Here is a 15,725-nt window from a genome sequence, read left to right as displayed (position 1 = left end):
ATGGCTAATACTCATCTTATAGGCAAACAAATCATGCATTTAGAAGTTAATTCTTCTAAAAACCCTCATGAACTGCAACAAAAGATGAGTCAATTGGTATGGACAACACTTACCCCAAAACTCAATGCGCTTTTTGATACATTAGTTGGCGAAAATGAAGTGATCAGATTCGATACTATCGAGATTGATATAGGGTACTTTGATCTAGAAAATCTAGATGTGACAAAGATGATCAACACGATCATTGATCTTTTAGAAAAAGAAATACGAGATCGGTTGTTTACTAGGGAGGGGATGAGTAGGTCTTTTCGACGAAAAGAAAACAATGACATTTCTAATTCTTTTAATCATTCGAGAAATAATTTTTCAGTAAAAGATCACTCTAAAGACCGTTTTAAAAAACATAAAGACAGGTTTCAAAGCGGTACAGATCATAAGACAACAAATGATAAAGCTTTGTCAACGTTAGAAAAACGACAATCGTTACAAGACTATCATTTTACTGCATGGTTGCATTGGCTCGAGAAAGGAAACTTGCCTTCATATAGTATTCTACCCAATGAAGATTGGATCGTATCTGTCTTAGAAATACTGGCTACAGAAACCATTGCCATATTAAAATTAGCCGAAAAGATAAAAGAGCATCCTTTAGCGTTGCAGAGATTAATTTTGCAACATTCTAGAAAAGATTTGCAATCTATTGTCGAAGTGTATACAGGACTGACACAAAAACAGGTTTCTCAATTTTTTGAAGAACTGGAAATAATTTTTAAATCCTCATTTGTTCAGGAAAAACTAAAAACATCATTTAGAGCACTAGAGATCAAACTTTGGAAGCAAATTTTTGAAATGGTTATCCTAAAGAGAGAAAAAAAGGACAGCATTTCAATACATATCGCATTACTCTCATATCTCAAAAAGATATATAAAAATGATTTTGAAACCGTTATCATTCATGCAATAACAGGAGATAATACCAAAAAAGGTGTTCAAGAAGATAGTTTATTGTTCAAATTGATAACTCAAGAATGGTCAGCACATCAAAAACAAGAAAAAACTGCTTCAGCAGAAGAAAAAGTCGCCGATAAGGAGCTCTCAAAACCTCGGGAAGAACAGTCAGAAATCCAAGAAGAACATGATATTGAAGAATTAAACCCTTCAGCAGAATACCAAAATTCAAAAGGGGAAGATGAAATCATAACATCACAAGATCATACGGATAAAACTACTGAAGATTCGATTGCAAAAGAAGATGAATGGATACTACAAGAGGAGGAGTTTACTAATGAACAGCTAGAGTCACCTCAATTTTTTAATAATGCCGGGGTTGTATTAGTACATCCTTTTTTACATTCTTTTTTCAGAAAATTAGAATTGATTCAAGGAAAAGATTTCAAAAATTTTAGTGCAAGAAGTAAAGCAGTGTTACTCTTACATTTTTTGGCAACCGGAGAGGAGAAGCCTAAAGAATATGACATGGTATTACCGAAGTTCTTATGTGAAATGCCGGTTAATATGCCACTCGATCATACCTTAGAGATTACTGAAGATGAAAAACACGAAGCAGAACACTTATTACAAGCAGCTATTGAACATTGGGGCGTTTTAGGTGGAACCTCACCTGATGGATTACGACAAGGTTTTTTAGGTAGGCAGGGAAAACTAGAAAAAGAACAAACGGGATGGAAACTCTATGTAGAGCATAATGCATTAGATATTTTGTTAGATAGACTTCCATGGAATATCAATATCGTAAAGCTCCTTTGGATGGAAGAAATTTTGAAAGTAGAATGGAGATAAATTAAAATTATAACAACTGAAAACAGCCGAAGCACATAAATCGAGTACTACGCAAAGTCAGATTCAGGCAAAGCGTCAACCTTTTTTTAAAAAAGAAGGAGAAGGAGGCTTTTTTTCAAAATCTAATGAGGCTACTACTCCATTTTTTAGTCCGGCTACCCTGCAACCAAAGCTTAAAATAGGCAAGCCTAATGATAAGTACGAGGTAGAAGCCGATGCCATGGCAGACAAAGTCGTGCAACGCCTTAGTGAGCCCACTCAAAAATCAACAACTCCCGTTTCAGAAACCACACATGCTGTTCAGTCTAAATTTAACTATGATGAAGGCAAAGAAAAGTTACAAAAGAAAGAAGATGACGAATTTTCTGAAGCAGATACAGAAGTACAGCAAAAACCTATTTTTGAGAGTAACGCTGAGCCAGAAGCTGATGTGCAAGCAAAGCTTGTAGAGCATTCGATTAGCACCATTCAACGATCTGCAGATACAGATCTTCAAGAAGAGCAGGTTCAAGAAAAAGAAGAAGAACTTTCTGAAGCTGATGCCGAAGTACAGCAAAAACCTATTTTTGAGAGTAACGCTGAGCCAGAAGCTGATGTGCAAGCAAAGTTTGTAGAGCATTCGATCAGTACAATTCAACGATCTGCAGATACAGATCTTCAAGAAGAGCAGATTCAAGAAAAAGAAGAAGAACTTTCTGAAGCTGATGCCGAAGTACAACAAAAACCTATTTTTGAAAGTAATGCTGTACCTGAAGCTGATGCGCAAGTGAAACCAAATATCTTTAGAAAACCTGAAGAAAAACCACCAGAGGAAGAAGCCCCCGTTCAACTTAAAAAACAGGTACAAACCAAGAGTAATGAAGAAAGTACAGGTTCTTCAACGCTCCAATCTCAATTGAATTCATCTAAAGGTAAGGGGAGTCCTTTGTCTGACACGACCAGAAGCTCTATGGAGTCTGCTTTTGGTGCAGATTTTAGCAGTGTACGTGTCCATACAGGTAGCGATGCCGTTCAAATGAATAAAGATTTGGGTGCCCAAGCATTTACGCATGGCAGTGATATTTATTTTAATGAAAACAAATACGATACAAATTCAAATTCTGGCAATCACTTATTGGCTCATGAACTGACGCATACCATACAACAAGGAGGGGCAGTACGACAGAAACCACAGAAATCTTATCAACGCACACAACCCAAAGTTCAACGGTTCAGTTTATGGGATGCCGCAAGACGAGCAGGTCGAGGCATTGCTCGAGGTGCACGAGCATTTGGAAGAGGTGTAGTTTCAGGAGCCAGAGCTGTAGGACGTGGAGTTACCAATTTGGCGCAAAGTGCATTAGAGATGGGTAAAGATGCATTAATGGCAGCGGTAAGAAGAATCGCTCCTGATTTTGCAAGATTGATTGAGAGAGATGGGATCAGAAGTTTTTTAGGAAACTTGATTCGTCAAGCATTTAGATCATTGTTTAATGGAGTGTCGACACCAATTAGAGGTGCTTTAGGAATGTTTGGTAGTTTAAGGCAGCGAATTACAAATGGATTAGGAAGTATGAGGACTTTTATTGGAGGAGCAACCTCTAACACTTTCAATATGGCAAGAACAGCCGCTAGTTCAGTTGGATCATTCATAAGCGGCGTAGTAACACCCGTTTTTAGTGGCATTCGAAACGTAGCAGGAAGAGTCAAAAATTTCTTTACGGGAATTAATGAGGTTATTGGAGTCCCAATTATGAATGTGTTACGCAGAATTGGAGGCAGTGTATGGGAAAACTTTACAGGGTTCATACAAAGAGTCGGTAATGTTTTTAATTCGGTTAAAAATGCAATAGGAGGTGCATGGACTAGAATTAAAGGTTGGTTTGGCATCACAGCAGATCAAGGTACCGGTGAAGGAGGTGGAATATGGGAGTGGGTCAAAGGAAAGGCTTTAGCGCTTTGGAATACCATAAAACAAAGAATAGAACCTATCAAAGCACCTTTGCAGAATATTGGCTCAGTGTTGTTATTACTTTCACCGGCAGGACCAGCACTAGCATTATTTAGAGCATGGCCATATTTACAAAGAGCCTTTAATTGGGTGCGTCAGCGATGGAGAGATGGAAATGTGTTAGTTCGAGCCCGGCAATACCTTAATACCACCTTAATGCCAATGCTTACTAATGGATTGCAAAATGTGGGCTCTGGAATGATTCAAGCCTCAGATTGGTTGATTAGAATACTAGGAAGAGTCCAAATTACAGCTAATAATTTTTTAGGATCTTTGGGCAGTCCTATTCTAGCCCCATTAAGAGGGATCGTTAATTTTGCACTTACTCATTTCAGGAATATGGTAACATCAGTGCGTAACGGTATCAAATACGTTAGTACACATGTAAGCCAAATTTTCCGAAGAATTAGGGAATTCTTGATGAAAGTGTGGGAAGTTGTACGTAGAATTATCGCTATAGCTGTAAATCCATTTGGGATAGCTGGATTGGTTTTAGGAATGGCATGGAGGGCTCTTCCTGATCCTGTAAAAGGCAAAATTATTGATTGGATAATAAGTATCCTGATTCGAGCAATTAGAGCGATTCCTTCTAATCCGATCTTAAGTTTTCTCTGGCCATTTATTAAAAATGGAATGATTGGATTTTTGGAGCGTATGTTAGCTTTTCAAACTCAACGTAAAGTAAATGCTTCCAACAAAATGGCTACCATTATGTCTGGAGGAAGTCCATCATTTGCCTTTGGATTTTTAAAAGGGTTAGCAATGGGAGTATGGGAAGGGATTACTGGGCCATTTATTATGATACGAGATTTATTCCAACTGCCAGGATTAGTAATGAGTTTTGTCAGGCGACTAGGCAGTCAGTTTAGTGAAATGATGAGCGAAGCTAGACAACTGATATCCTCACTTATGGGTAATGCAGTAGGAACATTTCAATCCTTGCTCAATAGATTGCAACAATTACTGGCAAATCCAAGGCAAATTATAACGATAATTAGATCAGCAATAGAAGCTGCAATGAATGCTGTAAGAGGAATAGGTTCTAGTATTGCAGAAAGGTTAATGAATCTTATGGAACAACCTGATAATAAAATAGGAGAATTATTAGGGAATCTGGTAGGTCAAGGATTATTTGAAGCAGTATTGGCATTTTTTACTGCGGGAGGATCAATAGCTGCGGGTGCAGCAAGACAAGTAGCGAATATCCTTAGAAGAGTTGCCCGAAGTATCATGCCTATCATTAGACAAATTATGAGTTTCTTGCCAAGAATCAGGCCTTTTATCCAACGTTTAGGAGGGCTTTTTGGTCGAGCGCGTACAGGAGCTTCGGAGGTAATGCAGCGTATTCGCCGATTTATTGATCGTGTAATGGAGTGGTTCCAGAATGTTATGAGCAGAATGACTGGCAGAGGTAGAAGAGGCCGTGGCAGAGGTAGAAGAGGAGATACAGATGGGCCAGATGAAAGACGGAGAAGAGATCATGGTTTAGACGAAAATAATCAACTTCGTTTAAGAAGGGCCATTGCTAGAATTCGTCCTCCCCTTTTAAGATTATTGGATAGAGGAATAGGTGGAATACGATTAAGAGCAAGATTAGCATATTGGAGAGTTAGGTACAGACTACGCCGTTTATGGGTTGATAGATCTGGGAATTATGCGGAAATAAAAGCACAAGTTAATCCAACTGCTGATGTGCAAAGAGCCTATATGCCTAGAGGGCGTGAATTAAGAAGATTAGTAAATGAAGTAGTTCAACAACTTCTTAGTGAACCAAGAGTGCAGCAAGCTGTGCAGAGAATGAGAAACTCTGGTAGTGGTACTGAAGATAGACCATTGCAAATAGATGGATCAGCAGGTTTTACTGCTTCACTTGGTTTTCATCAACGACATGGACATACATTACCACAAGGGCAAAATGCCTATTATAAAGTAGGAAATTCTGGAACTGTTTCAGAAAATATACTTGGAGGAAGGAATGCTTTAGTCAATTTAAGTCCGCATGATTATGCCGGTATTTCTAGTACTATAAGGCAATTTATGTCACAAAGGGGTATGACTGGAAGACAAATGGCTACAGCTATGAGAAGTATTGTCCGCACAGGAAATATACCAGGTTCATTGGTTGCTAGTGGAGGAACAGGTATTACTTCCAAAATTAAAGGTAGATTAACTAGAATTGCGTATTTAATGTTTGGAAGGGAAGCAGTAAGAATTCCAAATACAATTGCTACTGGTCCAATGATTTTAGATTTAATAGGTAGAGGAGAAATGACTTGGCAACAGGCATTGACATCTAGACATAGATTGGGTGGAGGTGCTTTCCCTCCATCATTTAAAGGGGCACAAGGTGCTCAAAGAGGTTTGGAGGAAATAGACGCAGGAAGAAGTATTCGAGGAAGAAGAGATGTTGGGACTAGACAACAAAGAAGATTATTAATTAGCAGAGAAAACCGTTTGATAAAAACTTGGTTACAATCAAGCTTAAGAGCAGAAGGATATGTCGGCTTTCTTGATAGATCAGATGCACTTCAATATATTAGAAATAAAATATATAGATTTTATGGATTAAGATAAAGAGAAGTAATTATTTATATTGTAGCGTTTTGAGAAGCATTGTCTTAAATTGTTGTTGTAATAGAAATTAATTTAATAAATTATATGTGTACTAAAAGTAAAAGATTAGTATTAAAAGGAAATATGTCAAGAGATGTAGTTGATACATTTGCCTACAATGAATATTGGTTGTGGAATGACACTATTAAAGCTTCAGAGTCAAATCCTTACGAAGTGATTTACCAAACAGAAGATGAAAAAAATATCATACACTACATAGAAGATCATCTTTTAGGAGTGCATTATTTGCTTTTGAGAGGAGAACAGTTAGATGAGCTCACTAAAATAATACACTCTAAATTAGAAGTATTCAAAATACAAGAATTATTCGAATTAATTTCTAAAGAAACTTCAATACCGGATTTAATTCAATATATCTATTTTGTTGCGGTAGCTTCGCCTTCAAATTTCAAGGATGATTATTATGAAAATTATAGAGAATTACTATTTGATATTAATGAAAATGTGAAACTAGCTGCTATAGGAGGATTAGGATACATTGAATGGAAAGAGTTTAGAGAGGATTTAGTAAAAGTTTTTGAAAATGACGAATCAAAAAAAGTTCGTGCAAGTGCAGAGACAATGATAAAAGGTATAGACCTTTTGTTGTAATATCTTTGAAGCTAGTTCTTAAAAACCTACCAATTAAGAAGAAAAAGAACATGAAATATAAAAAAACAAACAATATAGAATAAACAACTTAAAACATAAAGCCTATGGCAACAAACAATGACTATACACCCACAGAAGTCCAGATATGGAACCGACTAACCTGTGATGCGATACATTATGTAGGTTTTTCGCCAACCATAGCATCAAGAGCTTTGGCAATGGTGCATACTGCTATGTATGATGCCTGGACCAATTATAATAATGGAGGATGCGAAGTGAGTACCACCACTGGTAACCGCTTACAACGACCAGATCATGAATGTACGATCAAAAATCGTGAAATCGCATACAGTCATGCTGCATACACGGTATTGCAAGAATTGTTTTGGTTAGAGTTACCTGCCGAAAAGAAAAATATATTTCGGGATTTTATGCAGCAATGCAATTTTGACCCCGATGATAAAAATATGGAGCCGGATAATCCTTCTGGTTTAGGCAATCTATGCGGTAAACTGGTTATCGATTATAGGTCAGGAGATCGGGCAAATCAATATGCGACGCTAGAAGACGAACGATACTCAGATTTTGCAAATTATTGCCCTGTAAACCCTCCCGTTCCTCAACCACTCAAATATGAAGACCGCTGGCAACCACAATTAATCAATCAGAAACCTCAAAAGTTTCTTACAGCGCATTGGGGCTTGGTGCAACCATTTGCGCTATCTTGGCCGGGACAGTTCAGGCCATGTCCACCGGCATCTTGTGATGAAAAAGAGTATAAACATCAAGCAGATATGGTACTAGAGTACAGCGCCTGCCTTACCGATGAACAAAAGTTAATTGCAGAATTCTGGGCAGGAATGCACGAGGATAAATTTGTAGATACCACCAAAGATGGAGACTCTAATCGCAATGCAACACCACCGGAACAATGTTGTAGGCAAGCCCGATACCTTTCGAGAATGTATAAACATAAAAATGCATTTGATATCAAAATGTTTTTTGCATTATCAAATGCGTTATTAGATGCCGGGATTGCAGCATGGGACAGTAAAGTACATTATGATTATGTGCGTCCAATATCTGCAATACAGGATTTGTATAGAGGAAAAACAATAAAAGCCTGGGGCGGCCCTTGCGAGGGTACTCAAGAGATAGAAGGCGAAAACTGGGTTCCTTATATTACAACTCCTCCTTTTGCAGAATACGTTTCGGGACACAGTACCTTTAGTGCAGCAGCAGAAGAAGTATTGTGTAGCTTTTGTGGAAGCAGTAAATATGGAGAAGAAGTTGTGATCCCAAAAGGAGGGTCAAAGATCGAACCCAATTGTACTCCATCAGAAGAAGTAATCATAAAATGGGAAACCATAAAAGGTGCCGCAGACGAGGCAGGAATGTCAAGACTGTACGGCGGGATACATTTTAAAGATGGTGATCTAGAAGGTCGAAAACTAGGAAATAGAGTAGGCTGTGCAGTATGGAGCAAAGTCAATCAATACTTTTTGGGAGAATTAGGAGAGTAGTTTTACTTGAAAACCTAAGTTTTTTTGACATACAATATCAATGCTAATTAGACTCTAAAAAGGAATAGATGAAAGTAATCTCAATTGCAAATTTTAAAGGCGGGGTAGGTAAAACGACCACAGCAATTAATCTTGCTGCAGGATTACTGTCAAAAAATAAAAAAGTTCTGTTGATCGACGTAGATCCTCAGGCAAATCTTACACAATCTCTAGGTATTACAGATGATATAGAAAAATCTGTTTATACAGTATTGCGCAAAGAAGCTTTTGGAGAAGAAACAAACATTAGTGATGTCATCGTAAAAGCCTCAGGAATTGATCTTATTCCTGCTTCTTTAGATTTGGCAGGTGCAGAATTAGAATTAGCAAGTGTGTATGGTAGAGAGCAAATTCTTGCACAATTGATTACACCTCTCAAAGGATATGATTTTGTGTTTATTGATTGCCCTCCTTCGATGGGAATGCTTACTATAAACGCTTTGGTAAGTAGTGATTTTGTATTGATTCCATTACAAGCAGAATTTTTACCTCTAAAAGGCGTAAGAAGTTTTTTAAAACATTTTGAAATGGTAAAAAAACTAAACAAAAAAGTAAAACTGCTGGGATTTGTGCTTACCAAATATGATCAAAGAAAAAAGATGAATGAACACGTAAGAGCACTATTAGAAGAAGAATTTTCTAAAGAAAAAGTATTTGATAGCCGTATCAGAAGTAATATTGCTTTAGCCAATGCACAACAAGATGGAAAAGATATTTTTTCATACGATAAAAAGGCAAACGGGGCGATAGATTACTTAGAATTAACAAATGAGTTTTTATCAAAATTGAAAAAAATGTAGTAATTTTTAATACAAAAGATTATTAGATAAATTTCTAATTTCAAGACATCAGAATGGCGTAAAAAAAGAAAAATTAAAAAACTTAGAACCTATGAAAAGTGTATTTTCCTCTCGTAGAAACAAAAACCCTCATCATAATGAAGGTAAAGAGCAAAAAGAGACTCCTTTCTTCAAAAAAGAAAATAGGCAACCGTTTTTTAATATTGCCAAAGGAGGAGCTGTACAAACCAAACTTACGATAGGGCAACCGGGTGATAAGTACGAAAAAGAAGCAGATGCTGTTGCAGATAGAGTAGTGAATAAAACACAACAGCCCAATATCCAAAATAAAGAAATAAGTAGTATTCAACGAGAGTCTCTTGCAACTCCACAAGACGATGAGAAGCTTGGTACCGCAGAACAGCGGATGGAAGAGGATAAAATGGTTCAAGAAAAACCAGAAATTCAAGCAATGGAAACTCCCAAAGAAGAGGAAGCCTTACAATCTAAAGAGGAAGAAGAGCAAGGTACTGTTCAACAAATGAGTGAAGAAGAAGAGCCGGTGCAAAAAATGGATGAGGAAGAGATGGTCAATAAAATGGAAAATGGAGAAGAGGAGGAAGCAGTGCAAGCTAAAGAGGAAGAAGAACAAGGTACTGTTCAACAAATGAGCGAAGAAGAAGAGCCGGTACAAAAAATGGGAGAAGAGGAGGCTTTACAAACTAAAAACAATCAGAAAACAGCAGCTAGTCATACGTTAACGAAGAGGATTAAGAATACATCAGGAACAGGTAGGCAAATGTCTAAAGACACAAGGTCCGAAATGGAATCTTCATTTGGTAGAGACTTTAGCAACGTTAATATCCATACGGATCAGGAATCGGTAGCCATGAATAAAGAATTGGGAGCGCAAGCCTTTACCCATGGTAATGATATATATTTTAACTCAGGGAAATACCATCCTGAAAGTACAGAAGGCAAACGGTTATTGGCACACGAGTTGACACATACGATTCAACAAGGAAAATCTGTTAAGAAAAAAATACAGCGGCATATGCAAAGTACATATCCTTGGGAAGGTATTGTAACTACCAAGTGGAGTGCTGCTTTAAGAGGAACTCCCGGTAAAAGTGGAAAATTTATTGCAAATATTCCTAAAAATACTAGAGTTACCGTAATTAGTAATTCTGGAAATTGGCTTCGTATACGAGTATTTCACAAGAATATTCAAAAAACTGGATATATGTATCATAATTTAGTTTCATTATCAACTTCAGATAATGTAACTGATGAAATGACAAGTTTGGTTGGGCAAGAGGCATCTTGGTACCCTTCTGGCGGAACATCTGGGGTTGGAGACACCTCTGGAAATGATTTTGCTGACTGGGCAAGTGCAAGTAGTGAATCTAATGCTCCTGAAGTTATTAGCTCTACTACAATTAATTGTTGGGAAATGGTTCTTTTATCTGCTTATCGAACAGGTGCGCTAACGTGGAGTTGGATTCATAATCTATACATCAATACACCAATGTCTGATTGGCCCAAAGCAATGACCTCAAGCAAATCTAGGTATACTTTCGGTGACCCCATTCCGAAAGGAAAAATAGTTTTTTTTAATGGTATTAATCATGTTGCTTTGTCAACAGGAAATCATGATGATGTATTAACTTTTTGGCCTCCACCAGATATGACAAGATATACTAGAGGTACTGTAGATAAAGTAAAAATTAGAACAGCATCTTCTTTGATTAATGCAATGGGAGGAGCTCGAAGAGTAGTTGTAGAAATTGGAGAACCCACCTGGTAGATTTCCAAAAAACAGTATGTCATGTATAAAAAAATAATCATCATTTTTCTAATAATATCTTTTAATTCGTGCTCAAATTCAAAAAAAATGAAATCTCAAAATAACGATATAACTTGTGTCCTTAAAATAGTGTCTAAGTCAATGAATGCCTACGGAACTATTTATAATTGTGAAATTATAGAGGTTTTAGAAGGAAATTTGGAAGACAAAACTATTGATATGACAATTTTAGAATCTAGCTTTAAAAAATATAAGTTCTTAGATGATGATTTAAATGCACTCCTAAGAGCTAAATTTACCAAAAACAGAGAAAATGAAGAGTACCCCATAATGCCGATTGATGGTTTTGTAGATGATAAAAGTGTCTCTTGGATAATTTCTGAAATCAAGTTGAATGAGAAATAGAAATATGTATTTTGAAAAGGAGCAATGTTTTGATTTTCAAGTTCAATTTACAAGATTATATGTTTAATTTATGAGTACAACCAAAGAGTTTAATTACCTCAAAGCATTAATAGAGCATCGTTTAGATACATATTTTGAGGTAGATAATAGTGGGCAACCTTCAGAAATTCCAGATTTTAAAGATTGGCAATTACATATTCCAAAAAACATCAAAACCCAAAAATTAACAACTCTAGAAAGAACCGTTTTGTTGTTAGCCTTATGTCCTCATATACAAAGTAATCTTTTGGATAGTATCATACAAAACAAATTACAATCTACAGGTGATTTTCCTCAACTTGGCGGAGTAAGAGGTAAAAACTTTAGAGGCTTTTTGCCTACAGGAGAAACTGTTTTGTTTTTGACAGCAGGGGATGATTTTGAAAAAACAAAAGAAGTACATCAAATTTTTGACGCTGATCACTTTTTTGCTCAAAACCATATTCTTTGGCTGGAAGAAGCTCCAGATGGAGAACCCAAAATGAGCGGACGAATCATACTTTCTCAAGAATATGTAGAACTTTTCTTAATGGGTAAAGCAAGTAAACCCGTGTTCAGTATGAAATTTCCTGCTCAAATTATTGAAACAGAAATGACATGGAATGATCTTGTACTACATGAAAACACATTGTCACAAATACAAGAATTACAAACTTGGGTTACTCATGGTAATACTTTATTACATGATTGGGGAATGTATAAAAAATTAAAACCGGGCTATAGGGCATTGTTTCATGGTCCTCCCGGTACAGGAAAAACATTAACAGCGAGTTTGTTAGGCAAATATACAGGAAGAGATGTGTACAAAATAGATCTCTCTATGGTTGTGTCCAAGTTTATTGGTGAAACCGAAAAAAACCTAGCTAACCTCTTAGCAAAAGCAGAAAAAACCGAGAATATCTTGTTTTTTGACGAGGCAGATGCCCTTTTTGGTAAGCGGACCAATGTGAGAGATGCACATGATAAATATGCAAATCAAGAAGTTTCCTATCTATTACAACGTATAGAAAGCTATAAAGGACTTGTGATTTTGGCTTCTAATTTAAAAAGTAACATTGATGATGCATTTGTAAGACGATTTCAGTCTATAATCCATTTTCCTTTACCTAAAGCTTCAGAACGATTACTTTTATGGCAAAAAGCTTTCCCTTCAAAAGTAAGATTACATCAAGACGTAGATTTACCAAATATTGCACAACGATATGACCTGTCTGGTGCAGAAATTATGAATATTGTACAATATGCATGCTTATGTACACTCAATGAAGGTAAAAAAACAATTTATAATGAATCGGTTATCGAAGGAATTCAAAGAGAATATCAAAAAGGAGGTAGAGTAATTCGTTAAACCTATTTCTCAATTACATTCTATTCATTTTATATTTTGATGATCACTATTCTGGGTGGCATACTAATTGTGAAAACACAGCTAGTATGCCACCCATTTTTATTAGTATTTATAATGATTTTATGGTTTAAAAGTGTATAAAATTACGGTTTATAAGTAATTATTTTGTTGGAATATTTCCTATTAAAATTGGAAATATTCCAAATAAAGAAAGTAATTTTGTAATGTAAGATATTTTAAAAGAGAAAGAGTTGTTCGAGGTCAAAAAGAAAAAGAAGTCAGTGATGAATGCAAAAAATTATGAATATGATGTTGCGCTTTCTTTTGCCGGTGAAAATAGAGCATATGTAGAAGAAGTTGCCAACAGTTTGAAAAGCAGAGGAATTAAGGTTTTTTACGACTTGTTTGAAGAAACAAACTTGTGGGGCAAAAACCTATATGAATACTTATCGGAGATTTACCAAAATCGAGCTAGGTATACAGTAATGTTTATATCAGGGTTTTACAATCAAAAATTATGGACCAATCATGAAAGAGTTTCCATGCAAGCAAGAGCATTTCAAGAAAGTAGAGAATATATTCTTCCTGCACGATTTGATGACACAGAAATACCTGGAATATTAAAGACTGTTGGATATATTGATTTACAAAATAAAACTCCGGATGAATTTGCAGGATTAATTGAAAAAAAACTTAAAAAAGATAAGACATTTCTAAAATATAAATGGTCAAAGATTACGACTTTGATTAATCCAAAGCCCTTTATTTTTACAATAAAAGTAGTGAATGAGCAACTAGATTTAATTCACAATGCAAAAATAGTTCTAGTAGCAAATAACGCCACTTATCTAGAAGGATCGACAGATGAAAAAGGATTAACTCATTTTATCATACGCAATCGTAAATTATATACCGTACTTATTGCACATCCAAAATATCCGGCAGTTATTTTTAGAGAAGTAAACCCTAAAGAAGATATTGTAGTTACAATAGAAAAAACTAAAGATTCCGGTTCTATTATTTTAAACAAATCAGGAGAAATACCTGGAATTTCAGGAAAGATAGAACCCATCGTAAAACCTAATAAGAAACTATCACTGTATGCAGATAACATTGCTATAGAAGAAGGACAATATCAGCCGTTTGATTTTGAGTTAAATAACGCCTTGTGTTTAGAAGATAATCAAGGAAATATAGTATATTTAACCTTTAGGTTTTTCAAAGGAAGAATCGCTTTAATCGATTATAGTAAACACAATTCGGCTTAATTATGCAAAGAGTAGCTATATTTTTAGGGCTTATTTTATTTTTAGCTTGTAAGAAGGAAAGTAAAGAGCAGGCAGACGCCACAACACCCAGTACTGCAACAGAAGAGATTCAAGAGCCAAAAGACAATTTTGGGATTGTTATCCATGGAGGAGCAGGTACAATACTTAAAAAAAATATGACTCCGGAAAAAGAAGCTGCTTATAAAGCAAAGCTTGAAGAAGCTATTAAGGTTGGGCATACTATCTTAAAAAATGGGGGAACTAGTTTAGAAGCAATAGAAAAAACAATTAATGTTTTAGAAAACTCGCCATTATTCAATGCAGGAAAAGGAGCTGTATTTACCAATGAAGGTAGAAATGAATTAGATGCTTCTATAATGGATGGAAAAACACTTAATGCCGGTGCGGTAGCAGGAGTCACAATAGTAAAAAATCCAATTAATCTTGCAAAAGAAGTAATGTTGAATTCCCCTCATGTAATGCTCTCAGGAGTAGGAGCAGAACAATTTGCAAAAGAACAAAATCTGGAAATCGTTGATCCTAAATATTTTTATACCGAAAATCGAATGAAATCCTTGAAAAAGGTAAAAGAAGCGATTAAAGCAAAAGAAGCTGATCAAAAAACAGCTTTTTATGATCCTGATATAAAAGATAGTAAATTTGGTACTGTAGGATGTGTGGCTCTAGACAAAAATGGTAATCTTGCTGCAGGAACTTCTACAGGAGGCATGACCAATAAAAAGTGGAATCGTATAGGAGATTCTCCTATTATTGGGGCAGGAACATACGCAAATAATGCTTCGTGTGCTGTTTCTAGTACAGGTTGGGGAGAATTTTTTATCAGAGGTATGGTCGCTCATGATATATCTGCATTAATGGAGTACAAAGGATTATCTCTTAAAGATGCTGCTCACGAAGTTATACAGAACAAATTAACTAAGTTAGGAGGAACAGGTGGAATTGTTGCTATAGATCATAAAGGTAATGTAACAATGGAGTTTAATACCGAAGGGATGTACAGAGCTGCAATGAATGCCAATGATGAATTAACAATAAAAATTTACAAAGAATAAAATATAAGTTTATAAAAAAATACAAAAGCCTCTGCATAAGAGGCTTTTGTATTTATAATATCTATCCAAATCTCTACAAAAACAGTTTAATCGATAGATAAATTCTTTCTCCAACAGTTCAAAAGGGGGATTTAGAAGTTTATATTGCCTCTTCAGAAGATAAAGGTGAAATAACTAAAAACAAAAAAATAGATTTGTTACTTAATACCATTCAATTTGAATAGTAATACGTCTACTTGTTAAAATAAAGATAGTTAAGGTTACCTAACCAATCCAAGTATTTTGATTTTATAATCGATTGCATTTTAGTAACACAGCACTCTGATTTTTCGGGGTGCTTTGTGATACTATACCGAATATAAAATTGAATACCCTGATAATAAGAAGATTACTTCAATAAATAAGGGGTTGAATTCTAAAAACTAAAAT

Annotated in this window: 11 protein-coding genes; 10 read left to right on the top strand and 1 reads right to left on the bottom strand. The window is 35.7% G+C overall.

Features of this window, described 5'->3' with window-relative positions:
- The gene (locus tag FHK87_RS18450) at nt 1-1,800 is read left to right on the top strand and encodes a contractile injection system tape measure protein (protein ID WP_140595253.1); all 1,800 of its coding nucleotides are present in this window, start codon (nt 1-3) and stop codon (nt 1,798-1,800) included.
- Between the two features lie 75 nt (nt 1,801-1,875).
- On the opposite strand, the gene FHK87_RS26350 is transcribed toward FHK87_RS18450, so the two are convergent.
- Nucleotides 1,876-2,022 (bottom strand): hypothetical protein, encoded by a 147-nt coding sequence (locus tag FHK87_RS26350; RefSeq protein WP_226294319.1) that lies wholly within the window; start codon nt 2,020-2,022, stop codon nt 1,876-1,878.
- On the opposite strand from FHK87_RS26350, the gene FHK87_RS18445 reads away from it, so the two are divergent.
- From FHK87_RS18445 to FHK87_RS18405, 9 genes are all read left to right on the top strand, one after another.
- A complete protein-coding gene (locus tag FHK87_RS18445) occupies nt 2,021-6,364 on the top strand; it encodes an eCIS core domain-containing protein (protein ID WP_140595252.1) in 4,344 nt (1,447 codons plus the stop codon). The genes FHK87_RS26350 and FHK87_RS18445 overlap by 2 nt on opposite strands.
- An 84-nt stretch (nt 6,365-6,448) precedes the next feature.
- Complete coding sequence (locus FHK87_RS18440; RefSeq protein ID WP_140595251.1) at nt 6,449-7,015, top strand: HEAT repeat domain-containing protein; 567 nt, start codon at nt 6,449-6,451, stop codon at nt 7,013-7,015.
- Nucleotides 7,016-7,119: 104 nt separating this feature from the next.
- Nucleotides 7,120-8,538: a vanadium-dependent haloperoxidase gene (locus tag FHK87_RS18435; protein WP_140595250.1), complete on the top strand. Its 1,419-nt coding sequence runs from the start codon at nt 7,120-7,122 to the stop codon at nt 8,536-8,538.
- Nucleotides 8,539-8,606: 68 nt separating this feature from the next.
- Nucleotides 8,607-9,377, top strand: a complete 771-nt coding sequence (locus tag FHK87_RS18430) for a ParA family protein (protein WP_140595249.1) — start codon at nt 8,607-8,609, stop codon at nt 9,375-9,377.
- Nucleotides 9,378-9,468: 91 nt separating this feature from the next.
- Nucleotides 9,469-11,163, top strand: a complete 1,695-nt coding sequence (locus FHK87_RS18425) for an eCIS core domain-containing protein (RefSeq protein ID WP_140595248.1) — start codon at nt 9,469-9,471, stop codon at nt 11,161-11,163.
- Nucleotides 11,164-11,292: 129 nt separating this feature from the next.
- Nucleotides 11,293-11,568 carry a hypothetical protein gene (locus tag FHK87_RS18420; RefSeq protein WP_140595247.1) on the top strand — a complete coding sequence of 92 codons (276 nt, stop codon included), beginning with the start codon at nt 11,293-11,295 and terminating at the stop codon, nt 11,566-11,568.
- 70 nt (nt 11,569-11,638) lie between these two features.
- A complete protein-coding gene (locus FHK87_RS18415; protein WP_140595246.1) occupies nt 11,639-12,955 on the top strand; it encodes an ATP-binding protein in 1,317 nt (438 codons plus the stop codon).
- A 284-nt stretch (nt 12,956-13,239) separates the two neighbouring features.
- A complete protein-coding gene (locus tag FHK87_RS18410) occupies nt 13,240-14,223 on the top strand; it encodes a toll/interleukin-1 receptor domain-containing protein (RefSeq protein ID WP_140595245.1) in 984 nt (327 codons plus the stop codon).
- A gap of 2 nt (nt 14,224-14,225) precedes the next feature.
- Complete coding sequence (locus tag FHK87_RS18405; protein ID WP_140595244.1) at nt 14,226-15,296, top strand: isoaspartyl peptidase/L-asparaginase family protein; 1,071 nt, start codon at nt 14,226-14,228, stop codon at nt 15,294-15,296.
- Nucleotides 15,297-15,725 lie beyond the last annotated feature (429 nt).

Source organism: Aquimarina algicola (assembly GCF_006443095.1).
Lineage (GTDB): Bacteria > Bacteroidota > Bacteroidia > Flavobacteriales > Flavobacteriaceae > Aquimarina > Aquimarina algicola.
The sequence above is the reverse complement of the archived record's forward strand: the minus strand, read 5'-3'. Positions and strand labels throughout refer to the sequence as shown.